Source organism: Lyngbya aestuarii BL J (assembly GCF_000478195.2).
In the GTDB taxonomy this organism is placed as follows: Bacteria; Cyanobacteriota; Cyanobacteriia; order Cyanobacteriales; family Microcoleaceae; genus Capilliphycus; species Capilliphycus aestuarii.
In genome coordinates this window covers 1-26,570 of record NZ_AUZM01000011.1, presented here as the reverse complement: position 1 = coordinate 26,570, position 26,570 = coordinate 1, and the positions used below count along the sequence as shown (strand labels likewise).

The 26,570-nt window shown below is 40.5% G+C and carries 22 protein-coding genes, 1 tRNA gene and 1 pseudogene; 9 read left to right on the top strand and 15 right to left on the bottom strand.

Translation table 11 applies throughout. The annotated features are described in order from the left end of the window. Positions 1 to 12: 12 nt before the first annotated feature. Together M595_RS06890 and M595_RS06885 are read left to right on the top strand one after the other, a co-directional pair. A complete protein-coding gene (locus tag M595_RS06890) occupies positions 13 to 1,608 on the top strand; it encodes an McrB family protein (RefSeq protein WP_023065397.1) in 1,596 nt (531 codons plus the stop codon). Continuing rightward, entirely contained in the window at positions 1,605 to 1,985 is a 381-nt protein-coding gene (locus M595_RS06885; protein ID WP_023065407.1) for an McrC family protein, read from the top strand. Before M595_RS06890 ends, M595_RS06885 begins: the two co-directional genes overlap by 4 nt. A gap of 153 nt (positions 1,986 to 2,138) precedes the next feature. Here M595_RS06885 and M595_RS06880 read toward each other — a convergent pair whose 3' ends face one another. The 3 genes from M595_RS06880 to M595_RS32865 form a co-directional block, all read right to left on the bottom strand. Continuing rightward, positions 2,139 to 3,371, bottom strand: a complete 1,233-nt coding sequence (locus tag M595_RS06880; protein ID WP_023065447.1) for a Sll1247 family protein — start codon at positions 3,369 to 3,371, stop codon at positions 2,139 to 2,141. Positions 3,372 to 3,819: 448 nt separating this feature from the next. Then, positions 3,820 to 7,494, bottom strand: coding sequence for a WD40 domain-containing protein (locus M595_RS06875; protein ID WP_023065463.1), 3,675 nt, complete (start codon positions 7,492 to 7,494; stop codon positions 3,820 to 3,822). Positions 7,495 to 7,857: 363 nt separating this feature from the next. Continuing rightward, positions 7,858 to 8,148 (bottom strand): DUF2949 domain-containing protein, encoded by a 291-nt coding sequence (locus M595_RS32865; protein ID WP_023065423.1) that lies wholly within the window; start codon positions 8,146 to 8,148, stop codon positions 7,858 to 7,860. A gap of 313 nt (positions 8,149 to 8,461) precedes the next feature. Between M595_RS32865 and M595_RS06865 the strand changes: the two genes are divergently transcribed. After that, the gene (locus M595_RS06865) at positions 8,462 to 9,253 is read left to right on the top strand and encodes a DUF362 domain-containing protein (protein WP_052001712.1); all 792 of its coding nucleotides are present in this window, start codon (positions 8,462 to 8,464) and stop codon (positions 9,251 to 9,253) included. Here M595_RS06865 and M595_RS06860 read toward each other — a convergent pair. After that, positions 9,250 to 10,620, bottom strand: a complete 1,371-nt coding sequence (locus M595_RS06860) for a GH1 family beta-glucosidase (protein ID WP_023065455.1) — start codon at positions 10,618 to 10,620, stop codon at positions 9,250 to 9,252. The two genes, M595_RS06865 and M595_RS06860, sit on opposite strands and share 4 nt — an antisense overlap. Before the next feature lie 104 nt (positions 10,621 to 10,724). On the opposite strand from M595_RS06860, the gene M595_RS06855 reads away from it, so the two are divergent. After that, positions 10,725 to 11,237, top strand: a complete 513-nt coding sequence (locus tag M595_RS06855) for a hypothetical protein (RefSeq protein ID WP_023065399.1) — start codon at positions 10,725 to 10,727, stop codon at positions 11,235 to 11,237. A gap of 73 nt (positions 11,238 to 11,310) precedes the next feature. On the opposite strand, the gene M595_RS31540 is transcribed toward M595_RS06855, so the two are convergent. The 3 genes from M595_RS31540 to M595_RS06840 all read right to left on the bottom strand — a co-directional run bounded on the left by M595_RS31540 (position 11,311) and on the right by M595_RS06840 (position 14,828). Beyond that, a complete protein-coding gene (locus M595_RS31540) occupies positions 11,311 to 12,324 on the bottom strand; it encodes a hypothetical protein (RefSeq protein ID WP_023065479.1) in 1,014 nt (337 codons plus the stop codon). Between the two features lie 33 nt (positions 12,325 to 12,357). After that, positions 12,358 to 13,530 (bottom strand): hypothetical protein, encoded by a 1,173-nt coding sequence (locus M595_RS06845; protein WP_023065424.1) that lies wholly within the window; start codon positions 13,528 to 13,530, stop codon positions 12,358 to 12,360. Positions 13,531 to 13,886: 356 nt separating this feature from the next. Next, positions 13,887 to 14,828, bottom strand: a complete 942-nt coding sequence (locus M595_RS06840; protein ID WP_023065468.1) for a calcium-binding protein — start codon at positions 14,826 to 14,828, stop codon at positions 13,887 to 13,889. A 353-nt stretch (positions 14,829 to 15,181) separates the two neighbouring features. Here M595_RS06840 and M595_RS06835 point away from each other — a divergent pair, with 353 nt between their 5' ends. Together M595_RS06835 and M595_RS06830 are read left to right on the top strand one after the other, a co-directional pair. Beyond that, complete coding sequence (locus tag M595_RS06835) at positions 15,182 to 16,354, top strand: calcium-binding protein (RefSeq protein WP_023065406.1); 1,173 nt, start codon at positions 15,182 to 15,184, stop codon at positions 16,352 to 16,354. Positions 16,355 to 16,735: 381 nt separating this feature from the next. Then, complete coding sequence (locus M595_RS06830) at positions 16,736 to 17,098, top strand: DUF2784 family protein (protein WP_023065446.1); 363 nt, start codon at positions 16,736 to 16,738, stop codon at positions 17,096 to 17,098. Between the two features lie 21 nt (positions 17,099 to 17,119). On the opposite strand, the gene M595_RS06825 is transcribed toward M595_RS06830, so the two are convergent. The 7 genes from M595_RS06825 to moaC all read right to left on the bottom strand — a co-directional run bounded on the left by M595_RS06825 (position 17,120) and on the right by moaC (position 22,733). After that, on the bottom strand, positions 17,120 to 19,579 hold the full coding sequence (locus M595_RS06825; RefSeq protein ID WP_040483712.1) for a CHAT domain-containing protein: 2,460 nt from the start codon (positions 19,577 to 19,579) through the stop codon (positions 17,120 to 17,122). A gap of 203 nt (positions 19,580 to 19,782) precedes the next feature. Next, entirely contained in the window at positions 19,783 to 20,052 is a 270-nt protein-coding gene (locus M595_RS32170; RefSeq protein ID WP_238987034.1) for a type 2 periplasmic-binding domain-containing protein, read from the bottom strand. Between the two features lie 59 nt (positions 20,053 to 20,111). Further along, a complete protein-coding gene (locus M595_RS32165; RefSeq protein ID WP_023065448.1) occupies positions 20,112 to 20,603 on the bottom strand; it encodes a transporter substrate-binding domain-containing protein in 492 nt (163 codons plus the stop codon). A gap of 113 nt (positions 20,604 to 20,716) precedes the next feature. Beyond that, complete coding sequence (locus tag M595_RS06815) at positions 20,717 to 21,370, bottom strand: hypothetical protein (protein ID WP_023065474.1); 654 nt, start codon at positions 21,368 to 21,370, stop codon at positions 20,717 to 20,719. A gap of 83 nt (positions 21,371 to 21,453) precedes the next feature. Further along, on the bottom strand, positions 21,454 to 21,753 hold the full coding sequence (locus tag M595_RS06810; RefSeq protein WP_023065456.1) for a DUF3181 family protein: 300 nt from the start codon (positions 21,751 to 21,753) through the stop codon (positions 21,454 to 21,456). A gap of 83 nt (positions 21,754 to 21,836) precedes the next feature. Continuing rightward, positions 21,837 to 22,097, bottom strand: coding sequence for a 2TM domain-containing protein (locus M595_RS06805; protein WP_023065436.1), 261 nt, complete (start codon positions 22,095 to 22,097; stop codon positions 21,837 to 21,839). A gap of 123 nt (positions 22,098 to 22,220) precedes the next feature. Next, positions 22,221 to 22,733 (bottom strand): cyclic pyranopterin monophosphate synthase MoaC, encoded by a 513-nt coding sequence (gene moaC, locus M595_RS06800; protein ID WP_040483711.1) that lies wholly within the window; start codon positions 22,731 to 22,733, stop codon positions 22,221 to 22,223. Between the two features lie 103 nt (positions 22,734 to 22,836). Here moaC and M595_RS06795 point away from each other — a divergent pair. The 3 genes and pseudogenes from M595_RS06795 (at position 22,837) to M595_RS32160 (ending at position 25,664) form a co-directional block, all read left to right on the top strand. Continuing rightward, positions 22,837 to 22,910, top strand: a tRNA-Arg gene (locus M595_RS06795). A gap of 915 nt (positions 22,911 to 23,825) precedes the next feature. Further along, positions 23,826 to 24,971 carry a hypothetical protein gene (locus M595_RS06790; protein WP_023065416.1) on the top strand — a complete coding sequence of 382 codons (1,146 nt, stop codon included), beginning with the start codon at positions 23,826 to 23,828 and terminating at the stop codon, positions 24,969 to 24,971. A gap of 264 nt (positions 24,972 to 25,235) precedes the next feature. Then, positions 25,236 to 25,664, top strand: a pseudogene (locus tag M595_RS32160) (GUN4 domain-containing protein). Positions 25,665 to 25,768: 104 nt separating this feature from the next. Here the strand turns inward: M595_RS32160 and M595_RS06780 are convergent. After that, the gene (locus M595_RS06780; RefSeq protein WP_023065389.1) at positions 25,769 to 26,404 is read right to left on the bottom strand and encodes a TetR/AcrR family transcriptional regulator; all 636 of its coding nucleotides are present in this window, start codon (positions 26,402 to 26,404) and stop codon (positions 25,769 to 25,771) included. Positions 26,405 to 26,570 lie beyond the last annotated feature (166 nt).

Genomic DNA, 26,570 nt, shown 5'->3' with positions numbered 1-26,570 from the left:
TATTGGGGATTCATGTTAGTAGAAAAGAAAGCCGAATTTGTTAGACTGTTTCACGAATTTATCAACTCCTATCCCAACACCCCTGCGGGGATACGTCATACAACCGCCTACAACGAACAGCGTCAGCAAGGAAAAAGGAATTTTGAGGCGATATCTTCCGACTCTCAGCCAGTTGAAGACCTCACAGAAGCCGTTTTGCTACAACTACTTCCTTACTCAAAAAGTGCGAATAATCTTCAAAGAGGCGCCTGGATACATCACGCACCAGCTATCAAAAAAGATTTAAAAGAATGGTATGAGGGTGCAAAGTGGACAAAGCCGGAAGACTGGGAAAAAGTAGCATCATCGATTTTAAATTTTATTCGTTGCTGCTATCAAAATCCAACTCAATTATCGGCAGCTTGTCAAAAATTCTCTAAAAAACCTTACTCCAAAGGTTTTCAGACGGGAATGCTTACCCCTATTCTGAACGCACTTCGCCCCGATAATTTTCTATTAATTAATAATAAATCCCGGCAAGTTATCAATTATTTCGCCAATACATCTTACAGCACAAAATTAACGGATTATCCGGCCCTAAATCTCGTCGGACACCAATTGATTAAAGAATTGACTCCAGAACTCAATCAACCCGGTATACCTGCCCTGAGAAATGATGACTTGTTTGATATGTTTTCTCACTGGTTGGTTGGCGTGAAAAAATACGAGTTTTCTAAAGAAAAATTAGACCCGGAAGATGAGCCAATTGAAACCATTTTTGAGATTGAAGAAATGAATTTACAACCGGAATATACTTTAACTCAATGCGCCGAAGATACGGGAATAGAAACAGAAACGTTAACGTTTTGGTTGCAGGCACTCAAACGCAAACAACAGCTAATTTTCTCGGGGCCACCCGGTACGGGTAAAACTTATCTTGCGAAGAAATTAGCCAAACATTTAGTCAGTGGCGGGAACGGTTTTATAGATGTTGTTCAGTTTCATCCGGCTTATGCTTACGAAGACTTTGTACAAGGTATCCGCCCGCAAAAAACCGATGGGCAATTAGATTATCCGGTCGTGAATGGAAGATTTCTTGATTTTTGTCAACGGGCTAGAAATTGCGAGGATATTTGTGTTTTAATTATTGATGAAATAAACCGGGGAAATGTGGCTCGTATTTTTGGAGAATTGATGTATTTATTAGAATACCGCAATGAAGAAATGTATTTAACTTCAGGTGAACGATTCGGCATTTCAGAGAATGTACGGATTATCGGTACAATGAATACAGCAGACCGCTCTATTGCCTTGGTAGACCATGCCCTGCGTCGCCGCTTTGCTTTCATTTCTCTATCCCCAAATTACGAAGTTTTGCGGCGTTATCATCGGGGAATTGACTTCTCAGTTGAGGGATTAATTAAAACGTTAAAACAAGTCAATCAGCAGATTGGAAATCCTCATTATGAAATCGGGATTAGCTTCTTTTTACTGCCCGATATAAACCAAGAAATCGAGAGTATTTGGAAGATGGAAATCGAGCCGTATTTGGAGGAGTATTTCTTTGACCAAGCAAGTCTAGTTAATCAATTTCGTTGGGATAAAGTCAAGCAACAGGTGGGACTATGAGTGCAGCATCTATCCAAATTGAGGTTAAATCTCAAGAAAGATTTTACGTCTGTCAGGGTTTATATTTTGATATTGATTTGGTCTTGCAAGATGTAGAAACGGGGGTAACTAAATATGTGTTGGATACTAAGTATAAAGCTCCGAATCTACCCGCATTGAGTGACATTGCTCAGGTGGTTGCTTATGCGGAGGCTCGGGAATGTCAGGAGGCAATTTTGGTGTATCCCACACCTTTAATTGAGCCGTTGGATATTAGAATTTGTCGGGTTATAATTCGCAGTTTAACCTTTTCTTTGGTGGGGAATTTGGAGGAAGCAGGTTATAGATTTTTAGAGGGTTTGCTAGAGATTAGCTTTCAAAAATACAATGGGGAATAGAAGCAATGCGATCACTATCTTGGGGTCAGACATACAATCCATAATGACTGCTTTGTCGTTGCTGAAAATCTCTGGAGTTTGGAACACTCAACCCCGGAAAAATACAGGTGTCAACTGTAAACACCCCGCTCTATATTTGTACTTCTATCTGCTTTAAAATAATATTTTTTTAGATCCAAAGTTCAAACCAAAAGCAATATTAACATTTTCAAGAGCTTCAACTAACCAAAAGACTTTATCTTGAGAAAAGGTCGCATAATGATTGAATAAAACAGAAAAACGTTTTTCTAAATCTCTTTTAACTTTACGACAAATTAAAACCAACTTAAGTAAAGTCCCAGTGACTGAGGTTGCTCCCAAGTTATTGAGTAAATCGACAAAGACAAAGTGATTGGGTTGTTGCGAACTCTCAACCACCATAAAGTTAAATAATTTACGACAGGTTCCCGCGAGTAAAGAATCATTTACTTTTTGGCTATCGTTGTGATTTAAAGTGTCTTGTAAGACTTGATATAAACGTTTATTAAAACGATTTTTACCATATTTAGGGTCAATAGATGTGCTGAGATATTCGTAGAGTTCTTCTTTGAAGGTTCGGTAGGAACGAGTTCTCCGACTTTGTTGAACGAACTGTTTTGCTAACTCGGGATAGGTATGATGACCATCGACTTTACTGGTAAAATGATTAATCGCAGAGTAATATTTTTTGTCTGAGAGTAGAGTGGGGTTTTTTGTCGGTAATAGGATGAGTCCTTGTTCTCGGCTGTGAGTCTGGTTGGTTACATACTGATGTAAATCATGTTCAAACCGTAATTGATTGCGATTTCGCATCATGCGAATTTCTTGGCGCTGTTCATCGCTGCTGTCGTCGGTGAGAAAAAAATGTTCGTATAAATAGGGATATCGAATAATCAGTGAATCTAAGTTTTTAGTTTCACTAGACTCAGTATTTTTACAATCTTTAAAGGCTTTAGCCAGACGACGTAAAGCGTGATATTGTTCTGATTGAATAAAGTGTTTAACAAGCGATCGCAAACGTTTAGCAGTCCAACAAGGAGGGAGTCCAGTAGGTAAGACTTCAAAGAGTTGTACTAATTCATAAATTGCCCATTGCAACTTACGACGTTTCAACCAACAGTTAATCAAAATATAGCAACAACGGTTAAGAACATGGGAAAATTCTTGCTGAGAAAAATCCCCGTCAACAATCTGACTTAATATCGCCCAAACCTCTGGATCTTGATATTCGACTTCGCCTAAAAATAAATTGCGAAAACGCTGAATCAACTGTTGAGGTGACTCCGTTTTGGCACAATTTTGTAGATGAGTATAAAGTTTCTGCTCATCTAATGACTTATAGGAGTTGAACCCGATAGAGTTAATCACAGTTAGCCCTCTCACACTCAGAGAAAAAAATTTTAGTTGACTTAAGAAATATTAAATAGTGTACCCAGAATTTAAAAATGAAGATTGCAAATTTTGATTCTTCACGACTACAGTTTTCGGTTAATCAAACCGTCTATTAAACGATGCGTCCCGAGTTGATGATGGAATAGGCGTTAACTGAAATCATTTTTTATCCCTCACGTCAGTCAATTTGTGATTTTCTGGGGGGGTATGCAAAAGGAGATCCAGATTTATTTAGACTCAATCCAAGCGGCAGATGTGAACGAAGTATATATTCATCTATACGTGTACAGTTTAATAGAAAACTTAATCATTCATCGTAAAGCTTTCATCAAAATACTCCCTCTAATTGTAAAGATTCAGTAAAGGGAGTTGGAAAGATGGGACAATTTAGAGTAAAGCAGCAAAAGCAATATTTCTGGTTTAACTAATCACTACTGTTAAGATTGATTGCGCCTAAAGCTTTCAGGGTTGACTTTTGAGCCGTGGTAATTCCGGTCACTCCGGTAATATTCATGCCGTGATAAGGCTTGTCTGTCCTGAGAATTTGCAAACATTCGCCTGTTTTGAGATCCCAAATCCGAATGGCTTGATCACAGCTACCACTCGCTAAAGTCTGGGTCTGAGGATTGAGATCAATCGACCAAACCGGACTATCGTGATCAGCAAACATCCTAACACATTCTCCAGTCTTGACATCCCACAATCGCACTTCACCCTCATTACTGCCACCGACCCAAAGTTGACCCTCAACCCAAAACATTAAAGCTTGAAGATGTTCACTTTCAACGAACCGACTGTTTTGGCATTTTCCCGTGCAGACATCCCACACCTTGACGGTACGATCATGGCTAGCACTGGCTAAACTTTGGCCATCAGGACTAAAAGCCAACAAATCAATTCTCTGAAAGTGTTCTTCTAGGGTCTGAAGACATTTCCCCGTCTGGATGTCCCACAATTTCAGACTATGATCATGACTTCCACTGGCTAAAATTTGTCCATCGGGACTAAACGCCACAACTCCCACCCAACGGCTATGTCCAGTTAAAGTGTGTAGACATTCCCCCGTTTGGACATCCCAAACTCGCACCGTTTGATCATCACTCGCACTGGCCAACATTTTCCCATCGCCACTAAAAACCACCGTCTCAATGCGATCGCTATGGCCATGTAATGTTTTTAAAGCTTCTCCAGTGTAGGTATCCCACAACTTCACGGTACTGTCATAACTTCCACTCGCTAACATCCGACCATTCGGACTAAAGCAAACAGACCACACCCAGTCAGAATGTCCGCTAAACCGCTTAATACATCGACCTGCGTGAATATCCCACAATCGAACTCGGTGATCATCACTCCCCGTGGCGAGGGTGTTCCCATCGGGACTCAGAACAAATGACCACACTTGATGTTTATGTCCTCGCAGGGTTCTTAACCGTTGACCTGTGGCGATATCCCAGAGTTGAACCATCTGTTCTTGACTTCCGGTGGCGAGAATTTGATCATCGTGACTAAACGCCACAGAACACACTTGACTTTCAAATCCTTTCAAGGTTTTCAGACAAGTCCCGGTTTTCGTCTGCCAAACTTTCACGGTTTGATCATCACTACTACTGGCTAAAAGTTGACCATCTCGACTAAATGCAACCGCCCAAACTGAATCAAGATGACCTTCTAAACTTTGGAAACATTGACCCGATTCAATATCCCACAAACGCACCGTATTCTCATCGCAACTACTCGCGATCCAGGAAATTTCTGAAGGGTAAAACTCGGGTAAAACTGGAGTTGAATTCTTACAATGTCCGTTTTTGAGTTGGGGATGTTTAGCCACTTCTTCGATGAAAGCAACCGTCCAATTCCAAGTCGAGTTTCCGGTAAAGGTTCGTAAACATTCACCCGTCTGAATTGACCATAATCTCACAGTTTGATCATCGCTACTACTCGCCACTATGCTATTATCTGGACTAAAAATTACAGTTCTAATTCCTTCACGATGTCCAGTCATCACCTGTAAACAGCCCCCTGAATTGACATCCCAAACCCTTACTGTTCGGTCATCGCTGCCACTGGCTAGCATCTGACTATCTGGACTAAAATTCACACATTTAATCGTTTCTTGATGCCCACTCCAACGATCTAGACATTCGCCTGTACTTACTTTCCAAATTCTCACGGTTTGATCATCGCTTCCACTGGCGATCAAGTCACCTTCTGGACTAAAAACAATCGATTTAACCCCTTTTGTTTTTCCTTGAAAGACGAGCAATTTTTGACCGTCTTCACTATTCCAAAGCAAAATTTTTCCATCCGCATCTCCCGTGGCTAAAGTATTCTGTGGCCCCAAAGCAACGGTCAGGGTATTTCCTAACGTTTCTGCAAAGATAGAACGAGATAAATCTGCACCAGAAAAGTCAACATTTTGTAAGTTGACATCTTGAAGATAAGCTTGCCAAATCGCTAAATTAGAAAAGTCATAGTTAACTAAATCTAAGTGTAATTGATGACAGAGATTAATTAGATTTCCGCCCGCATATCCAGATTTTTCTGAAACCTCATTTCTGAGTTTTACTAATAAGCGATGAATTTTTTTTTGTAGTTCTTTAAGCAGGGAATAACGTTCTAAAATGCGTTGAATAATCGGGTTGAGAATCACACGAGTTTGGCTTTCTCGAATGTAATCTTTAGTTTGAGATTTAATCAAGGCATATCGATTTAAAAGATCTATATTTTCTGATTGAATTTCTCGAAAAATTTGTTCAATAAACTGTTCAATCATGTATTCCATGACTACAGGTTGTTGGGTAAAGCCCCGAGAACTTTTTTCAATTAGCGATCGCCGCTTGAGAGATTCTAATGATTCAATAGCTTCTGTCGGAGAAACAACCGAGAGTATATCTTTTCGGAGTTCGGCTAGAGAAATAGGTTCTCGATTAATCGCCAGCCAATACATGATTTCAAGTTCTAACTCCGATAAGCGTCCGAGTTGTTGTTCGAGTAAATCTCGAATATCTCCAAAGATAGCCGTTCCTTGTTGAATTTGTTCGAGAAATTCGGCAACTTCTCCCCCAAAAAGATCATCAATTGTAGTGGTGACAATTTTAATCGCCAGAGGATTTCCGGCGTAGCGTTGAATTAACTGATCCCATTGTTGGGTTGAGGCTGAAACTCCTTTCGCTTGAATTAAAGCTTGACAGTCTTCGGTTGTTAATCCCGTTAATTGGATGGAGTGAACATCGAGAGATTTTCCTTCTAATGCAGCGATTTCACGAGGCTTTTCTCGACTGGTCAAAAGTAGACAACTTTGATGACGAGTTTCTCCTAAGCGTTTAATCAGTTCACCATAACTTTCGTAGCCTTCACAATAGCGTCCAACTCGATCCCCTTCTTGTAAGATTGACTCGGCATTATCTAAAATAATTAAGCAGCGAGATTGTCGCATTAAGTCAATCAATTGAGAAATTTGGCGATGAACATCAGAGGATAAATTAATATACTGTTTATCGGATAAAAATTGAATAATTTCAGTTAAAATTTCGGATAATGGAGGAGCATTCCGAAGACTTCGCCAAATCACATATTCAAAGTCAGACTTGATTTTTTGAGTGAGTTGTACTGATAAAGAGGTTTTCCCGATTCCACCCATTCCTAAAATAGCGACAACCCGAAATCTCTGAGTCACTATCCATTGTTCGAGTTGGAATAGTTCTTGGGAACGACCATAAAAAAATGAAACATTGGTGGCTTCTCCCCAGTCCACCTGTAGAGATGATTTCTGAAGATCAAGATTCAGCGATGGAGGGTGAGAAGCGAAGGAAGACTGAAGAATGGGTTCAACAAGGTTGATCTGTCGTTCCAGAACAGTCCGAAAATTGGTTTTACTGACTTTTTCTCTAAATACATCAGAGAGTAGACGCCATAGTTTGGGGCCAACGTCTTGCTTGAGATATTCGGGAGTACAGCGATAGGATAAGGCAATTTCGTGATATTTTTGACGATACCAAGTTCCCTGAACGACAGCCCGTTGAGCATCACTCAGGTGTTTACCTGTCTTTTCAAAAACGACAGCATCTGTTATCGTGAGTGCCTCTTCAAAGTTCATAACATTGGTAATGCCTTCAGCCCCATCTTTTTCTTTCAGTTTAATCTGAAGTTATCCTTCTTTTTAGGCGAGCAACCTGATTAGACGGAGATTTGGGCTGAATCACGAAGGATTGGTTCTATTTTAGAGGGAGAAGAGGAGTTTAGACAAATTTAAACTGATTATTTAATATTATTCTTGATTTCCAATATCAAAGTAAGCCTCATCCAAACTCATTATTCATCTTTAATGTTTATTATTTTGTAGGCTTTCTTTTTAGATAAAAAGAAGATTATTTAAAGCTTTTGATCTCATTTTAAATTTTTGACTTTTACCTCATTCCCGCTAAGATTTAGCATTTTTTCACATTCATTCTATTTAAAGTTAAGCAACGAAAGAGGCTGAAGACAAATCGACTGATTCATTGAGTAATCCGTTATCTGGATCTACACGGCTAAATTTGGGTTGACTTTCTACAGAAGTTCCAAAACGTTCTAACCAGTCAAAAACCCGATCTAACTGTTCTAAGCTGATTAAGCCATATTGCCACAAAATCATCGGTAGTTGACCGTAATCTTGTTCGGGATGACGCAGGGCCATTGCGATAGAAGCGGCAGGGATCGACAATTCAAAGCGTAAAAACTGAACTAATTGAGCTTGTTTGGTAGATAGCATTTTTATTTCCCCTTAAATCTCTAGTAGAGAAGATGTACATAACCGAATTGGAATTTTACGATCTTAAGTATTATTGATGCTTCCCGACTCTACCGTGACTGAAAACATCTTCTGCTTGTGATTGTACTCGCTTTTTTAGGTGATCCCCATCACACTTAAGTAGTAGATCTCTTTAATTCGCTTTATTTACTTTAACTATAATCCTAAATTAACGATAAGTTGCGTATAATCACTGAATAACATCCTATCAAACAGGCTTTATTCAATCTTTATAATCTTTTAATTATTTGTAAAGCTATTGTAAATCTATCCAATGAGAGATCATACTGTCCACGTGGAGACGACTGAGAGTTTTGTTTATCAACCTCCCCAAACCGCCAGAGACGCAAAACGGATTTTGGTTAAGCCCAATTTAGGGTATCCCGTCGGCCCACCTGTAACCATTAGTCGAGGGGTTTTAGGTCGAGTGTTAAACACACTGAGGGAGTTCAACCCCACAGCAGAAATCTTCGTGGTTGAGGGAGTTTGTTCACCCGTATCGCTGCATGAGATTATTGATCGTAATGGTTTGTCTGATTTGTTTACAGATAGAATTCAACTCTTAGACGCCGATCAACTCCCATTGATCGAGTACCCGAACCTTTCCCCTCAACCTGTACGCTTCCCCTCGATGTACGCCCCAGCGATTCTTCAAGAAGTAGACTGTCGCATCAGTATAGGCGCCCTCAAACGAACTCACCTCAAAGGAGAACCGTTAATTTCTGCTTCGCTTAAAAACCTTTATGGGTTATTTCCTCGTAGCAAATATAAAGCCAGAAGTCCCAACTCACGAGGACAGTTACATCGTCCCTCAGTTCCGTTGATTTTGCAAGATGTTTATTTTTGTATTGGACATTTATTTGATGGGGCGGTTGTAGATGGCGATCGCAAATTTATTAGTCGTGACTGGAAACCCGATAAAGGAAAATCGATTGAGTTCGGAAAAGTGTTTTGGGGGGACGATTTAATTAACGTTGATACTGAAGCCTGTCGGATTGCAGAAGAACCAATTCCTAACTATCTCCACTGTATTAATCAACTCAGGCAAAGTCAAATCAAAAGCTAAACAACTCGATTTTGACGAATACATTCAGCATACCAATTAAAACTCATTTTTGGAATACGACGTTGTGTAGGATAATCAATATAAACTAAACCAAACCTGCGATCATAACCCCACGCCCATTCAAAATTATCCATAAAACTCCAAACAAAATACCCCTGTAAAGGATATCCTTCTGAAACCGCCCGATAAGCGGAATTAAAATGTTGACGTAAATAGAAAATGCGATCGCTATCAATCACTTCTCCTTGTGGGTTCAGTTCATCTTGGGCGGCGCATCCATTTTCGGTAATTAATATCGGTAAATTAGGCTGGTTTAACGTTTCGCTAATGTGGCGAATTCCCCAGTAAATCGATTCGGGGACAATATTTAACCAAGGCATATTCATCCGAGGATAACCTTTGGGTAAGCCTAAAAATTCAAAACCCAATTTATTATTCGCCGCCCGAACATAAGTCGCTGAATAAACATTAAACCCCAAACAATCTAAAGGTTGATGAATGATTTCTAAATCTTTCGGTTGAATATCCGGTGCATTTTCACCTAAAAGTTCTAACAAAATCGAACTATAATTTCCCGTTAAAGCCGGAAAAATAATTCCGCCATTTTGTCCGCAAAGATGAAAGGCTTTTTTTGCCGCTAAAATATGTTCAGATGATTCTATAATAGGAACCGTTACCGCCCAATTATCCACCAACGCCACCGAACACGCAACGGGAGAAGCCGCGCGAATAGCTTGCACCCCTAAACCGTGGGCGAGTAACGCATGATGAGAAGTTTGCCAAATGTCTTTGAGGCGATTTACACGAGTTCCGGGCGCATGAGGTGGATCACTATTTACCGCATAACTAAGATGGGTAAAACAGGGGATTTCATTAATTGTAATCCAGTGAGTAATTCGATCACCTAATCGACTCACAACAGCGCTAACATAGTCTGCAAAATCTTGTGCCATTTCTCGACTCCGCCAAGACCCATATAAGTCTTCTAAAGCTTGAGGAGTATCCCAATGAAATAAAGTTGCATGAGGAGTAATTTCGTGTTGGAGTAAGCAGTCTACAAGGCGTTTATAAAAGTCTATTCCGGCTTGATTAATTTCTCCTCGTCCGTTGGGAATAATACGAGGCCAAGCAATACTAAAGCGATAATGTTTAACCCCGAGTTTTGCCATCAGTTGAATATCGGTTTCGTAGTGATGATAATGATCGCAGGCGACTTCTCCAGTATCTCCATTTAATACTCGTCCCGGTGTCGCGCTGAAGGTATCCCAAACACTCGGTAAACGTCCATCTGTTAGGGCTGCACCTTCAATTTGATAGGATGCAGTCGCCGCGCCCCAGATAAAGTTTTCTGGAAATTGATCACTCATGGTTGACCTCTGATAGAATTTTTCTCAAGTTTGTTCTGTTTCTAAGGTACAATACAGAAGCAGAAAATAAACTCGTTTAATTTTATAATTCGGTGAGGTTGATTATGTTTAAGAGAGTATCATTAATCAGAGGTTTAATTGGATTGATTTTGGGACTGATTTTATGTTGGGTAAATTCTCCTGTTTTAGCAGCTAATTCTTTACCTCAACCGAATGAGATGGGAGATTATAGCGGCAATTTGAATCATTTGTATTGGCAGGTTGTCGATCCAGATCCGGAAGGTTTAAACTGTCGGATGGGTCAATTTTCGATTAAAGAAGTTTGGAGTCTCGATAATCCAGGTTATCCTGAAATTGGCAGTTGGCCTGTTGTAACTACCTTAAAGAAAGATGATATTTTTCAAGCCCAACGGACTTATGCGGGGTTTGTGGTAACGTTTGATGAGAATTTAAACCCCTGGATTTTTATTAAAAATAAGAGTGATGGTACGCCTGCAAATTGTTTTGTTAGGGCGAATACTGCTTTTGTGCAACCCATCGCAGAATCCGAGTTTAAACAAACTGTATCTGTAATGGACTTAGACACAGAAATTTTTAGTAATATTGATGATCTGTAGTCTTTTGACTGTTTGTAGAATCGAGGAATAAAACTGAATCGTATTCACGATCAACTTCTCTGTGATTCTATCATTAGCCATTGCGATCGCTATTTGTTTTGAACCATCCGGGAAATATTGAACTTATAGTATTTGCCGTATTTTCTAAATTTTTGCTGGCTTCCGATTTCACATCCTCTCCCCACTTCTGAGTTGCTTCCATCACAGAATTAACCTGTTGTTCAACTGCTTGACTGGTATTTTGACTGGCTGCAATAATCTGATTTAAAGTAATTTTTAGGGGTTTTGGAGTCGCCTGATCAACGGCTTTAGCAATTTGAGAAGTTCTTTCTCCCAACCAGTCAGAGGCGACATTAAACATTTCAGTTGCTTTCTCTGTTGTAACCCCATAGGCAACTTTAACTTGATCGGGTGCGGAACTATTAATTTTTTCAACAATGGTTTGACGTTGTTCTTCACTGAGATTATCCCAAACCTGTTTTCCAATAATTCCTACGCCTGCGATCGCAATAACGGCTCCCCCCGTAGACACCGCAGACACAATTGCTGTTCCGGCTGCTACACCACCCCCACCAGATGCTAACGTTCCTCCGCCTAACCAGGCTAAAGCCGCATTTGTCGCCGCAGCACCACTCAGGGAGCCGATCGCTGTTCCGGTAGACGCAGCAACACCCAAGGTTGAGGCAACTGTTACCACCGTTCCTGCCGAGGTTCCCACTCCGATCATGGCTCCTCCAATAATAGTCGGAGTGGCAAATTTAACCGTTCCCGACTGAGTAGAATAAGCCTTCCCCGTCACCATCAAAGTCGCCCAATGTTCGCAGTTAAATTCTGTGGGATGATAGGAGCGAATATTTCCTTCTTCTACAGCTATTTTGAACGATTTAATGTTTTGTTTAATTGTATCAAAATCAAAAACTTCTCCTTTAACTTTAACTAAACTCCATCCTTCTTCTGTGATGGGTTTCACTTCTAAGGTTGAATTGTTCACCCAACCCACAGTTCGATTTTCTGCGATGACAATTGCATAATGTGCGATCGCACCGTAATTTTGTTTCACAATTTGTCCGAGTTTAAAATTATTCATTGTTCTCCTTTTTTTATTAAACTTGAATTTTTATTATTCTAAAAGCATATCTAGCTCATTTTGTAACGCTTGCATTTCCGCCGTCGATGCAGCCGAAGATGCAGCCGAACTTCCTAACAAATCCCAAGGATTTTGATTAATATGTTTAACTCCAGCTTCCACTCCTTTGTAAGTTGCGTTAACAGTTGTTTGAGCGGTTGTTATGATAAATTTCTGCCATTCGGGGTCGATTTCCTGCCAAATTGCTTGCAAAATAGATACACTCAATAATGCCGTGCCAACCGGAGGGAAAAGAAGAATAACAGTTGTAATTAAACCCGATGTCAAGACACGTAAACCGACTTTATTAATCGCACCTTCTAGAGTAATTTTATCCTGTAAAACCTCAATTAAAACCGGAAAAACCTCTGCACTTATTGTAAATCCTAATGCTGCAAATGGATTGCCTTTCATTAGTTTTTGTAATAATTTAATAGCGACTCCCCGTATCAAACCCGTTTTTAAACCATCAATAGTAACGGACAATATTTTATCAAGTTCTGAAGCGGCGAGTTCTTGTTCTCCCCGACAATAAGCGCCTAAAGTTTTAATTGATTGCAATAAAATATTAATTGCTGCATTAATTGCCGCACCTTCAACACCTGCACAACCTATTTCTCCAACCCATGCCGCCGTTTGCATGACTTCAGCGGCGAGATAGGGATTTTCAGCCACCCAAACAGCAAAATCTTGACTGACGGGAAAACTTTTAATCCCATCAACCTCGATAACAATTGTGGTGTTATTCACCCCTTTATTTTCTAAATTGGTGAGGATTTGACCTTGATAATGACCGGAGTTTGCCTGTTTTTCAACATATTTACTTGCCCCGGCTTTGGCTTGAATTTGAGCGATTACTTCTCCAACTTGATCAATATAAATATCGGGGCTATATTTCGTCGTTCCATCAGCCGGAATTTGATAAGCCCGAGCCTCGGAATTTTGAAGTGCAGCATTAATATTAAAACCGATTGCTTGTAAATGTTCAAAAGCAAATCCAAACGCTTGGGGATTTTGGCTAATTTCACCATTTCCTTTATTGATTAAACCAGCACCAGGGGTAAGCAGAGTGGAAACTCCATCTTGTACCGTTTGAGCGGCTGTAGAAATATTTTGAGTCAGGCTGGGAAGAAGGCCATTGAGAATTGAATTAATTTGATCTTTCATCAGACAAAGGGTAAGGAAATCTAATCTCAAGATTAAATTAAAAAAACTAAAATATCTACGGGAGAATTACTGAACTTTGAAAAGTTTTCCAAAAGGAAAATTGAAACTTTCTCAGTATAAACACTGATTCCCCTATCAAATTCTTGCTATACTGCCTTAGCGTAACCTTAATATCTCTGCGAATGAATTGGAAAATTATTTTAATCTTTTTAATGAAATGCCTTCATTTTTTGATTTTATTTTTTGTGTTGTTTGGATGGATAATTCCCGGTCAATTGTGGAGAATCATTCATCATCACGCTGCTATACAAACCCCAATTGGGATCAACAAGGATTTAGGCGATCGCTCTCAGTTCTTAAAAATTTATATCAATAAAATCCTCTGCTGAAATCAGGTCAACAGTCAGCCCGGTTCCATTGCCATTCAGAACGCTTAGAACCTCCCCTGAATTTGCCAAACGAATAAGGATATCAGTTGGTTCATTTAACAAGAAAGATCCTAGCGCATCCAAAGCGGCTGCATCTTCTCCCACTTGAGCGATCGCCAAATCTTCAAACGAGACGCCCACCGGAAGTATCAAACGATCAACACCATCCTCAAAGTCAGTAATTAGATCAAACTGACCAGTGATTTCCAGAGCAAAAAAGTCCTGAGCCTGGTCAGGTGAAAAACTGGAGAAATCGTTTCCTGTCAAAATGTCAAACCCGGAGCCGCCTGTTAAAGTATCGCTTCCGGTTCCGGCGGTCAAGCCATCATCTCCTATGTCTCCCCAGAGGCGATCATTACCATTCTCGCTTTCAATCCGATCATCTCCCTGACCTCCATAAAGAAAATTCTCATCACCTTCTGTACCACCCCTATCACGAATAATGTCGCCATCCATTCCGCCCAATAGGGTATCACTTCCGGCTTCACCATCCAATCTTTCTGAACCCAGTTCCCCAAATATCAAATCATTACCGGGGCCGCCTGCAATACGCTCATCTCCGTGACCCCCATAAAGGGTGCTATCTCCATCTCCACCTGTAAATACATCGTCTCCAGCATTACCAAAGACTACAGCCCCCGATCCGGAAATATAAAAGCTATCTCCATCCTCTAGACCAAAGATGGTCTTTGCCCCGTCATCAGTCACTACGATTTGATCTAGTAATGCTGTCCCAATGAAAATCCCCGACCCTCTTAGCTCCACAGACCTTCCGAATCCTGGTGTTCCATCCGGGGTTATGCTTATTGACCCTCCACCCGGTAAAGGAACTTGAATCTGTCCTGCCGCTATTGGGATGACTTCTAACATTTATTTTTCCATAAGTAAACTCATCAAAGAATAGTTTAACTCAGTTTAGCTGCACATAAAATAAGCGATCGCGTCTTAAACTTGCCTTTACAAAAATCACTGAATACCCTATATATAGCGTTTTGATAATTCAAATTAACTTGATGTAAATGGGATTATCTCTAGCATTTATTTGTTCATTTGCCAACTCACCAAAGAATAGTTTAACTCAGTTTAGTTACACCAAGAATAAGTAATCAAGCCTTAACCTTAATATAAAAAAAACTTTCTTTAGATGTATTGCCATTGTAATTTTTGCTGTTATACTTTTGCTTGTGGAAATTCAACCACGCCATTTCAAGGAGAAAACAACAATGGCGATTTATAACGGCACACCCGGCCCCGATAATTATTCGGGTACATCTGGGGCGGACAGTATCTTAGGTTTCGCCGGAAACGATTTCCTTTCAGGAAATGGAGGAAATGACACCATCAATGGTGGGATGGACAATGACAGTCTATTTGGTAATGCAGGATTTGACTTTCTCTTTGGTGACAATGGCAACGACCGAATTGACGGTGGTTCAGAAGCCGATGATTTGTTCGGTAACGCCAACAATGATCTTTTATTTGGCAACAGCGGACAGGATGAGATGTACGGTGGCTCTGGGTTTGACACTGTTCAAGGAGGCGATCAAAATGATCTCCTTTTTGGAGACAACGATGCCGACCGTCTTGAAGGTGGCAATGGTGATGACATTTTAACGGGCGGCTCCGGTAATGACTACCTGGCCGGAAATGCAGGGACTGATAATTACACTGGAAATTCCGGTGCTGATACATTCTTTATTGAAGCCGCAGAGCTTGGAAGAATTGGGGATCGAAACATTAGTGAGGGAGATGAGATTGTATTCGACGGCCCTCCACCACCATCACCTGCTTCTGCTAGCACTAGCTCTTTTGCATTAAGCGAGAGTGAAGCAACACTAGAGGAGCCATACATTATTGAATTCGCCCGACAAGGGGATGACCTGTTGTTCAGAACCTCCTGGTGGGAAGAAGGTGAATATGATGTCATGCAAAATGCTGGTGGCGACATCGACAACATTCCGTTGCTACTAAAGTCTATAGGTTCGTTTATCAGTGCAACTCCAATTGAGCAAGCTCCTGACCCGGTTGAATCACCTGAACCAGAGGTAGATATTCTGACTGGCCTTTTAGAGGGAAGGGCGTTTTTCCAGGAACAACTGGATAACTACGTTCCTGGTGAGAGTGGTTTCACTGAGCAACTGCTCATAGAGATGATCGCAGAGATGGATGCTCGAATCTCTGGGGACAGTGCCTTTATCCCTGTTGAGGAAGTTGAACCGGATTTCTCTCTGATTACAGAACAAGTGTTTTTGATGGAAGCTCCTGCCTCTCCTGCTATGCCGCGACTTTCTGGTTTCAGCGATTCAGCCATGGCAGACGCTGCAACAGCTAATCTTGACTTACCAGAAGGTAGCGAGGTCTTTTTCGTTCCATCGGGATACTTTGATTTTGTGTAAAAGTTTCACCTGACAATTGAAAGTTAAAGGGAAAGGGGTTTGGGAGTACATCTGTTTAGCAAAGGTGTTACCTCCAAACTTATATTCAGGGTTAATCAAATAATCTTTATTAATGACTTTTCAGTATTTTATTTTTCAGTATTTTCTATATGATCTCTGCGAAACTTACCAAGCATTATCAAACTTTTCCAGTTCAATTTGAACTTGAATTAACAAAACTGTGAACTCTATCAATTAAGTAGATATAGCAATGTTACCTGATTTGTAAAAAAGTAATCGAGATCACCGTATAAACACCGATTTCCTTGTCAAATCTTGCTAGAGTAAGTAGCATCACTTTAAATGTTCTACTGCCTTAGCGTAACGTTAATATCTTTTCTGATGAATTGGAAAAATATTCTAATCTTTTTAACAAAATGCCTTCATTTTTTGATTTTATTTTTTGTGCTATTTGGATGGATCATTCCCAGTCAATTGTGGAGAATCATTCATGTCATCTTTGTTCCCGCCATGATTTTACAGTGGCAATTTAATCAAGGAACGTGTTTGTTAACGAATATTGAAAATAAACTGCGGGGTGAACCTTCAGAAAAACAACAGCAGCAAGGTCAATTTATTAAAAGTTTATGGGTAAAGTGTTTTAATTCTTTACCTTCTGATCAAACCTTAAAAAAATTGGTTTATGGGATAATTAGTATATCTTGGTTACTCTCTGCAACAGGTTTACTTTTCTTCTCCGTTTAACTGAATAATTAGAATTGAGGATTAGTTTTGTTGTCGCATTAACAAACGCCAATCTCGAATAATCGCATTTGTCCAGAGCCAATTTTGACTTAATAAATGAGGTTTAAATTCTTCGGGGGCTTCGCTCAAAACTTTATTACAGAATTTCACCGCTTTACTCAAACGTATAGCTTGTTCTGGGCGCGGTAACTCGGCTGTAGATTTCATCAAAACTAACCCTAACCCTGCATAAGCCGTTAAAATTTGCGGTTTATTCGTATCTTGGAGTTGAGCAAGTTTTTGTTGAACGGTTTGTTCATTAAATGTGGGTTCTTCTAAATCTAAAACTTGCAACCAAGTTTGATACGCTTGATCGAGTCTTCCTTCAGAATAATAAGCAAATCCTAAAGCATTGCGGTACTCTAAAGAATCAGGACGTTGCTGCACAGCCCTTTCCCAATAGCGTCGCACATCATCCATCATATAATCTGCACTACCTTGATTAATCGCTTGCCACATTAACCGACCCCAAAGAAAGTTAATTTCAGGCTTGTCACTATCTCGAACCGATACCGCAGCTAAAGCCGCTTTGGCTTCGGTAATTGCACCGCGATTGAGTAATTCTGTTGTGGCTTCGACTCCAGCTAAAAGATTTTCTTGATAAAACTGTTCGACTGCAATTCCCAATACATAATCGGTCTTGGCTGCACTTAAATCAAGGGGTTGTTCAGAGGGTAAGTTGGGGGATGTGGAGTTAGGTTTTGTCGGTTTAGATAAGGCAATTTCTGGCTCAGATTTCCCGAACTGAAGAATACTACTGTAAAACAATCCTACACCTAAACTCATCGGAATTAACAGCAACGCTAAAGGTAGCCAAGACTTAAAAGCGTTGAGGTTGAGCAGCTTTGCAGACAGAACCTGAACGGTTGTATTTGTTTTGCTTTGAGGAAGTGGAGAACGATTAGACCGAGTGATTTTTGCTTCAGAAATTGGGTCTTGTTTCTCAACAAACTTCTGATTGCTTTTTTTGCCACCTAGTGAAGAAGAAGGTTGAGAACTTTTTAACTGACGTAAAGCATCACCAATAAATTCGAGATCTTCATCTTCTTCGGCTAAATCATCGACATACTCAATATCTTTGAGAAATGGATCAATTTCTGCTTTAGAAAAGGCAAATTCAAGGTTTTCAGTTTGCTTTTTTTCTGTTTCTTTCTCAATCGCCCGAAGACTAGACTCTCCCCAATTCTGAGTCGAAATGGGGGCAAACAGAGACGGAGATATCGCCTTAACAGTCTGAGGTTCAGCAGAATCGGCCGTCAAATAGCCATCAAACTTGCGATGCAGATATAAAATCGGCAAACCCCAATAGAGTTGGTGTGACCCATAAGCAGAAACTAATCCCTGTCGCGCCCGACTCAAACTAATATCAATGGGATGACCTTGATTGAGATTTCGGTAGAGTAAGCGAGTCAGTGTCAGTGCGACTTCATCAGGGATACGTTCAGCCATAGCTAACACACCGGGAATTCCGCGTCTGACCAGGCTTTCGGCGAGATTGAGTTGGGCGGTTTCTTCGTCGGAATGGGAACCATGAGCATAAGCCCCCCGACAGGAGTTTAACACCGCCATTTGTACACCATTATTGACGAGTAATCCGGCTAAATCATCACCACTGAGGGTTTCAGTTAATCCAGTACGACTGCTGACGAGATACAGTTCACCGCCTGAGACTCCTAAGTTACTGTGTCCGGCGTAGTGGAAGACTTGATATTGACCTTGTTCGAGGGCTTGGGTGAGTTGATGACCGTCGGGTTGTTCGAGAATGGTCAGTTGAATTTCAGGGCGAGGTCGGCTACGCTCAGAACTGCGTTGAGTATCGCGTTGCAGTTCTTCTTGCAGATGCAGAACTTCTCGTTTGAGTTGGAGGCTTTCTTGATCGTTGGGAGCGGAAATCGCAACTAAAATTTTGAGGGGTTGATTAGAGGTGAGGATATGGGAGTAGTTCGGAGAAACAACACCCGGTTGATACCGTGAAAATCCCACATCAGGGCCAGTTCCCAGGGGGCGATCTCCGGCATACAAGACTTCCCAGGGTAAACTGCCTAAGTGCTTTCCCTTAACTCCTAAACGCAAGTGTAGAAACTCACGTCGATTTTGAGCAATGGCTTGGGCGCAAGTCCAACTTTCCCGCATTGTTCCTTGAAACAAACCGTTATACAGTTGGCGTCCGAGTTCGACTAAACTAATTATGCTTGATTCTGGGGATAACGCCGAGTTGGAGGCGGTACTTACTCCTCGGGTACGATATCGAGTTAGGGTTTGTCCCTGGAGAACCCCGAGTATGGGGTCTTGCATTAATTGACGAGTGTAACCTAGCCAGGTCTCTACTGGCCAACTAACCTGTTCTTCTGCTAAAGGGACACCGGATGCAACTTCTTCAGTTCGCACCAAGTATTCATTATTCCCAACGGGGGTAACAGAGATATGGAACTCCTGAGTCATCATGTCCAATCCGCTATTTGTTGTTAAGCTAAGGGAGGGGAAGCCAGATTTCGATGCCACGCCGTTGAGTTGACCGTTTTGATTAAAGGCAGAAGAATCCGATTGGCTCCCATATCAAGATTAGCGAATTTATCTAATTTATTCCCTAAATTGCCTCTACACCTTCGGGGTGATTAATTCAGGAGGAAGTCACGGGTGATTGTTTAGGGCATACATTTTTTGATGGCGGCTTCTGTGGTTTGAACATAGGCCGAATCATTGCCGTACAATTGCGTGAGGATCTCTACACTTTCCTGAACTAAAATCAGAGAATTGATGGTATTGAGCCAAGCAATATCTCCTTCGGGCAAAATCATCCCATAAAATTCACAGGTGAGGGGTTCAGAGGGAACGAGTGCGTAATCTGCTTTGCTGACTTCTGGCTGTCTCAAAACTTCTCCGACTAATAAAAGTCCGTCACTGGCGTGCAGCATTAATTTTGCCCCTGAGAACATCTTGAACTGCGGCTTCTCGCCCTGAAGTTCCCGGATACTCAATGGGTTGAGCAAGAGAATATCGACTGGTAATAAACTTTTGGGTTAAAGAAGCCGGAAGCACACCGATGGAAATATTTTCGCGCTGCACCTGATGGGTTAATATAGCCTTTATTATCCGGTCGTACTAACAGATACACACCTGTAATTAAAAATCGATCTGAGTAAACGATCCCGGATTGGGGTGTACGAGTGACGGTATTGGGGCTACATTCTAAGTGAACAGTTTTATCCCTGACGATCTGTTCGCGATTTTCCAGCGTGGACTTTATATATTCTATCTTAATCGGTTGGCTTAAATTTAGTTGTTTTTGCAGTCGGTTAGCGAGCAATTCGATTAGCTCGAAGCAATATCCTTCCCATTCTCCTTTAGCGGAACGATAGCCGAGTGGCGCAGCATCCTGCCTGACTCCGGCTTTGAGAATGCCTGTAGTTTTGATCTCTTCTAATACGGTCGCCCCAAAACTGGGTAAAGGAAAAAAATAGATCAAGCTAAACTCAGTGCAATTTGAGCCAGTTTTTTTCTCATTGGGTGTCAGATTCAAACAAAGCTAGATTTTAACCGAGTCTAGCTTACCTTAATTTTAATCCTTTCTGTTGACCTTTACTGAGCGCGAAGTTGAAAGGAATTAAAAAATTGGCTAATATCTTGTGTCGAGCCTCCGTCTTTGGCTTTACTCACTCCTAAAACATAAACTCGTTGTTGGACGAGGTAAACTCTAAACTGGTGATTTTCCAGGAAGCTGGATAAATTAATTTCTCGACCCGGATAACGTTGTAGCGCAATATTGCGTTCTCCAACTAATTCTACAGGTCTACCTTTAATATAACTGTCTCTAATTTGGTTAAATAAGGCTTGAGGTTCACCTAAACGAGTCGAGTTTAAAGGGATCGAATAAGCAACCGTAAACTTGGAATCACTTTGACGAGTCGCTAATACCGTGAATTCAAGTTTTCCGTCTGATGTATCCAAAATTTCCCGGCGTTCTCCTCGAAAAGATCCTGGCATTGCTACGATGATATTTCCCGGCAGTTGGGTAATTTCTTCGCTCGGTTTTTGAGCTTGTTCAAAGGAAAGAACGGGTTCGGAATGTTGTTTTGAGGGGTGATCAATGCGGTTAATTTCTTGTTCAAGTTCCCGATCTCCATCACTGAAAAAGGTGGGACGATCTGGACGATATTGAGCCGTTGTGGGTGCAATAATACTGAGGAGACTCGCAGTTGCAATAACACTGACAATTCCTAAGTTTCGTTTCATGTGATTTTTCCTAGCCTGTCTGTAGTTTTCCATTTGTTTGTGCTGTTGAGGCTAATAATGTGGGTCAATATCAAATTCAGAATTTACATCTGACGCTGATATTCTTCTAAGATTTTGAGTAGATCGCTTTGCACTGATGTTGGGATCAAATCTGCCAGTGATGCTGTCATTTTGCCGCCCCCTAAAGGAACAGAAATTCCTTGCAAAACTTTGTTGATTTGATCGGCTTCTAAATTTTGATCTTCGAGTAAAGGATAAAGCTGTTCGGCAACTGATGTATGCAGATGAGCATCTGATAACAAAAGATGCCATTTAGCAACGTCAATATAAATATTTTCGCCAATTTCAGAAGCTAGTTTTTCGATTTCTTGTGTAGTAGCCATAGCTTAATTTTTGAGTATTACTGACACAATAAGTTTAAGAGCTTTCGCTCCAGCCATTCCCCCTTATTTTAGATAATGTATCTCTAATTGGGTTGATTTTGTCGAACAGAAGAATAGTCCGCGATCGCAAAAATGTAAATTCCGTGCATCCCCAGGACAAGTAGCCAAGCTACTGTTACCCAAACTGCCCAGGGCCATGTTGCCGCTTGAATTTTTTGAAAAAACCATAAACCGGAATTGCACAGTGCAAAAAATGCTACATGAACAGCAAAGTTCATGCGGTCATCTAAGCGTCTATAAGCAGGATCTTTACGGTCGGGTTGTCGAGGCCAACGGGGAGGCATTCCTTTCACTCCTGAGCAATTCTATGTATCTTCATTTTAAGCGAGATCTGTTTTTCCCGAACATTTATTTATTATATTTATTCACAAAAAATTCACAGCAAATGTTAGCTGAGAACTATTTTGCTATTTTTCTTCTGACAGACTGTAATAGTCTCCCGATTTTCCCCCCGTTTTACTCACCAGGCGAATACATTCTATTTGCATTGATTTTTCTAGGGCTTTTGCCATGTCATAGAGGGTTAACGCTGTGACAGACACCGCAGTTAGCGCTTCCATTTCGACTCCGGTTTCTGAAGTGGTGACGACTTGAACGCGAATTTGATAACCCGGAAGTTCGGGATAGGGGGTGAGTTGAACATCGATTTTACTCAAAGGTAAGGGATGACACAAGGGAATTAACTGAGCGGTTTGTTTAGCTGCCATAATTCCCGCGAGTTTGGCGGTTGTGATCACATCTCCTTTGGGTGCGTTACCCGCGACCAGTGTTTCAAAAGTTGAGCGAGACATCCGCACTTGACCCGCTGCAACTGCTTCTCGACGAGTAGAGGCTTTGGCCGAGACATCGACCATATTCACTTCTCCTCTCTCGTTGAGGTGGGTTAACGATTGTGGATCTTGAGAGAAATTGTTTGTCATTGCTGCAAAAATGTGTTATTATAATGACTCAGGCGATAAGTTAAGGATCAGTTTGAACGGTCAACTGTGACTTCAAATGTGATCTTAAATCTTAGAGTCGTCAGGGCTTGTAGCTCAGTGGACTAGAGCACGTGGCTACGGACCACGGTGTCGGGGGTTCGAATCCCTCCTAGCCCGTCCTTACTTAACGGTAATTACTCCGTTTTTGTCGCCTTCCCTTACATTTCCATCGGGAGATACTATTCTAACAAAATGGCGAGGGACTGTTTCTTCATTGATTTTATGATCAATAATGGGAGAACTTCATTTCTGTCAAATCTCATATTCAACCCCAACTCAAACCCTTAATGACAACAGGGTTTTATTTTTATTATTCTCCTAACTTCCGTCACCATCGGGTTGTACATCTTCCCTGATTTTTCCCTCACTCAATTTTCAAGGTTCAAGTCTGAGGGATATAAGGTTACGGTAGAATCAGAGTTCCAGGGGTGTCAAGGTTTTAAATCCCTCTCTCTCCCTTCTACACAAGGTTTCAAGCTTCTATATCTCAAAGAAAAGTTAAGTCTAGACTGCGGAATCAAATGATTGTCTTAAGTCTTGATGTCTTTTGTCGTGAGGATGAATCTCATCCCGTATTTTAGCTTCTCAAAGTATTCCTTTTTAAGCGGATTAAGTTGATTCACTTCGATCAAAACTTAAACTCTAAACCCGGATCAATTGCACTGGGAACCGATCACTCATAACCCTCAATATTCTACCCCTTTGTAAAGATTTATGGGATTTTTCCCGAGATGATCCTGTTGATGTCGTTTCAGACTCCAGATCAGTGGGGACACGCCAAAAAATTCAAAGGTGCAGTTAGAGGGTAAAATCAATAAGATGAGAGTACAGAGATGACCCTTGTGGGCGGAGCAAATTTTTGAACTGAATGTAAACGGTCTGCAAAAATGATATGCTACAGTGGTTAAATGTGTAAGAACTCCATCTAGAGAAGTAAATTGGTCTAATTCAGTTTAATATTAATGTGGGTTCAATGATTGTAATTTTAAATTTAATTAATAAACTCAAACAAACTCTAAAATTAAATTAAAAATGTCAGAGCAAATCGAGAAAATTCAAAAGTTAATCAAGACAGCTACAAATCCCAAGCAAAAAGCGATGTATCAAGATTTGCTAGCGAAGTTGCAATCTGAGTTAAGTGAGAACGCAGAGTCAACTGAACCCCCACAAGAACAAATTCAACCTTCACTAATTCCTAAACCAAAACGAACTTCTTCGTCCTCTCCCGTTTCCCCACCCAAACCGTTATCTGTTAAACCTTCAAAAATTAAAAAAGTTGAAACTATTTCTCCGACGAACAGGCAAGAAAAATTAACGCCTGAAACAGTCAATGAAGACTTGAAATCTGAACCGGAGTCTTCTGATCATCAAGAAGTTAAAGATACTGATGCTCAAACGGAGACTGAACAATCAGAATCCGGAGAGTCCCAACGTTATTTTCAAGGAATTGGTATTATCAGTGGTGTAGTAACATTAACCGAAGAACGTTCAACGGTCATGTTAGGGGATAAAGAGTATCGACTCTTTTATATTCCGAATAGACGTCGGAAGGCTTATGATGCCCTTAAAAAAGAAATTGAAACGACAGGGAATACCACTCAAAAGTTAATCGTCTATCCAAAAATACTGCACTTTCCAAGTCGAGATCAACCTCATCAAGTGGCTTTTCAATTAGTCGGATTTGTGGGGCATGGCGCTTCATCAAGTCCACTGAATACAGAGTTAAATGATTTTGAATTCAAATTCTCAGGATTATGGCAATTTATTCCGGTTTGTAGAACCCCTTGTATCACGGTGATGCGTAACTTTTCTCAAGATAGATTAGCTTGGATTAAAGAAGCAGAAGCCGCTAAAAAAGTCAAATTTATGAAAGCTTCTCATGTGCCTTTACTCTGGAGAGATTCACCTGTAAAGCCGTTTAGATTCAATCCGAGATTAGAAAAAGACCAGCAAGGTCAAACTTATTTTGTTCAAGTCAAGGCTAAGTTTCTTCCGGGGCGGGATGTCTTTGGATTTGTTGAACAGTTGAATGAACCCACTGAAGAAGCCCCAGGATTCTTGAAAGCTTCTAAGAAGTTAAAAGCAGAAGCCCTCAGAGAAACCAAGGAACGCAAACAACAAAAACAAGTTGAAGTCAAAGAAAATGTGACTCCTCAATCGGAGTCGTCAGATTCTTAGTTAAGCTCAGAAAAATACACTTTCAATTTGTAGAGATGTAATCATTTTGGATGTTTATGATTGATTATAATTTAATAAAATAAATAGATCTTATTGATTTTCTATCTAATCCTCTAAGTTATGACTCTTGTCAACGAAAATTCTAATTCTCAGTCTTTTGAGGATCAACTAAATCAACTGTCAAACCAAGTTAAATAACTGGAAAGTTAGCTTGAAAATGTTTTAAATTTTTCGGCAAAAATTGAACAGATAGAAGAAAACTTGATGCTGGTTTCGGATGTCAACCGTTACAGTAAATTGCGAAATTATCTAGAAGAAAAACAATGGTTTAATGCAGATATTGAGACTATTAATTTAATTATGGCGATCGCTGGTCATAACCGTTTAGGGGAATTAAGACCAGAAGAAATTCAAAAATTCCCGTGCAATTCTTGACCTGTGATTGATAACTTGTGGGTTAAATACAGTCAAGGTCGGTTTGGGTTTAGTGTACAACTCTAAATTTATAAAAGTTGTGGGGGCGATCGCGAAGCCACTATCGAAGAAAATCAAAAATTAGTCGCACAATGGGGTAAAAAGTTAGGATGGCGAAAAAATGATCAATGGTTGCGGTGTGAAGATCTCGACTATAGCTTAAACGCGCCTTTGGGTTGTCATCCATCTCAATGGTGGAACTCTCCTAATGAGTTGTGAGTTTGTCAACAAGTCCAATAAAAGTCAATAAAAAAAGACGTTTTCAGTGAACGCCCTGGGAAGATTTCACAAAAATACTTGGTATGATTTGAGTGCGTGAAAACTTATGCACTAATACCAGAGAGGATAAACCTGACTAAGCGTTGAATTAAATTATCAATCTCTTGATCAGATTTTTCTGATAAGGGATCAGAATATTCAGTTTGTTTTAAAACTCGAACAATCATTGCCACAATTAAATCTAGTTTCCACTCTAATTCTGTAAAAGATTGATGGGGTAGAGCCTTGTGTATGAGTTCCAAGAAACGTTGATGGCTAGGGTTAAATTCTACTTCAGCTAGTTCTTGAATTGGACGGGGTTCTGTACGACATCGCCCTACAAATTGAGCATGAACATAGCAAGATTCTCCCCGTTGTTTCAAAATCATCTCTAATGGTCGGGCAACAAATGCTTGAACAATATCTACAACTGAAGGGTTAGGATCAAAATTTTCTAACTCATCTAAATGCCGCATTTGTTCTCGGACAATAGGTTCGGCAACCCGCTGCACAACTGCCTTAAAGAGTTCCTCTTTTGATCCAAAATGATAGTGAACTGCGGCTAAATTCACATTTGCATCTCGTGTCACGGCTCGTAATGAAGCACCCGCAAAGCCAAAAAGTGCAAATTGACGTTCGGCAGCATTGAGAATTTGTTCTTTAGTATCGGTTTTCGGCTCGGTGGAAGGAACACGACTCATTTTGGGTTAAACGTTGGTCTTTATTCTATAGTACGCAGATCTGTTCATTCAAACAAAAATCTATTGCGATCCTTGCAATTTTTTTAAACGTGCGTTTTAATTATATCAAACGACTGTCTTAATTTATTGAATTAGAGTTATGCCACTCAACGGTTAGACCCATGAG

Coding starts and splice junctions, on each gene's coding strand:
- M595_RS31540 (WP_023065479.1), bottom strand. CDS start 12,324: ATGAATAATTTTAAACTCGGACAAATTGTGAAACAAAATTACGGTGCG.
- moaC (WP_040483711.1), bottom strand. CDS start 22,733: ATGACAAACAATTTCTCTCAAGATCCACAATCGTTAACCCACCTCAAC.
- M595_RS32170 (WP_238987034.1), bottom strand. CDS start 20,052: ATGCTGCACGCCAGTGACGGACTTTTATTAGTCGGAGAAGTTTTGAGA.
- M595_RS06810 (WP_023065456.1), bottom strand. CDS start 21,753: ATGGCTACTACACAAGAAATCGAAAAACTAGCTTCTGAAATTGGCGAA.
- M595_RS06875 (WP_023065463.1), bottom strand. CDS start 7,494: ATGAACTTTGAAGAGGCACTCACGATAACAGATGCTGTCGTTTTTGAA.
- M595_RS06865 (WP_052001712.1), top strand. CDS start 8,462: ATGAGAGATCATACTGTCCACGTGGAGACGACTGAGAGTTTTGTTTAT.
- M595_RS06830 (WP_023065446.1), top strand. CDS start 16,736: ATGAATTGGAAAAATATTCTAATCTTTTTAACAAAATGCCTTCATTTT.
- M595_RS06815 (WP_023065474.1), bottom strand. CDS start 21,370: ATGAAACGAAACTTAGGAATTGTCAGTGTTATTGCAACTGCGAGTCTC.
- M595_RS06845 (WP_023065424.1), bottom strand. CDS start 13,530: ATGAAAGATCAAATTAATTCAATTCTCAATGGCCTTCTTCCCAGCCTG.
- M595_RS06805 (WP_023065436.1), bottom strand. CDS start 22,097: ATGCCTCCCCGTTGGCCTCGACAACCCGACCGTAAAGATCCTGCTTAT.
- M595_RS06855 (WP_023065399.1), top strand. CDS start 10,725: ATGTTTAAGAGAGTATCATTAATCAGAGGTTTAATTGGATTGATTTTG.
- M595_RS06885 (WP_023065407.1), top strand. CDS start 1,605: ATGAGTGCAGCATCTATCCAAATTGAGGTTAAATCTCAAGAAAGATTT.
- M595_RS06835 (WP_023065406.1), top strand. CDS start 15,182: ATGGCGATTTATAACGGCACACCCGGCCCCGATAATTATTCGGGTACA.
- M595_RS06790 (WP_023065416.1), top strand. CDS start 23,826: ATGTCAGAGCAAATCGAGAAAATTCAAAAGTTAATCAAGACAGCTACA.
- M595_RS06840 (WP_023065468.1), bottom strand. CDS start 14,828: ATGTTAGAAGTCATCCCAATAGCGGCAGGACAGATTCAAGTTCCTTTA.
- M595_RS06825 (WP_040483712.1), bottom strand. CDS start 19,579: ATGACTCAGGAGTTCCATATCTCTGTTACCCCCGTTGGGAATAATGAA.
- M595_RS06890 (WP_023065397.1), top strand. CDS start 13: ATGTTAGTAGAAAAGAAAGCCGAATTTGTTAGACTGTTTCACGAATTT.
- M595_RS06860 (WP_023065455.1), bottom strand. CDS start 10,620: ATGAGTGATCAATTTCCAGAAAACTTTATCTGGGGCGCGGCGACTGCA.
- M595_RS06780 (WP_023065389.1), bottom strand. CDS start 26,404: ATGAGTCGTGTTCCTTCCACCGAGCCGAAAACCGATACTAAAGAACAA.
- M595_RS32865 (WP_023065423.1), bottom strand. CDS start 8,148: ATGCTATCTACCAAACAAGCTCAATTAGTTCAGTTTTTACGCTTTGAA.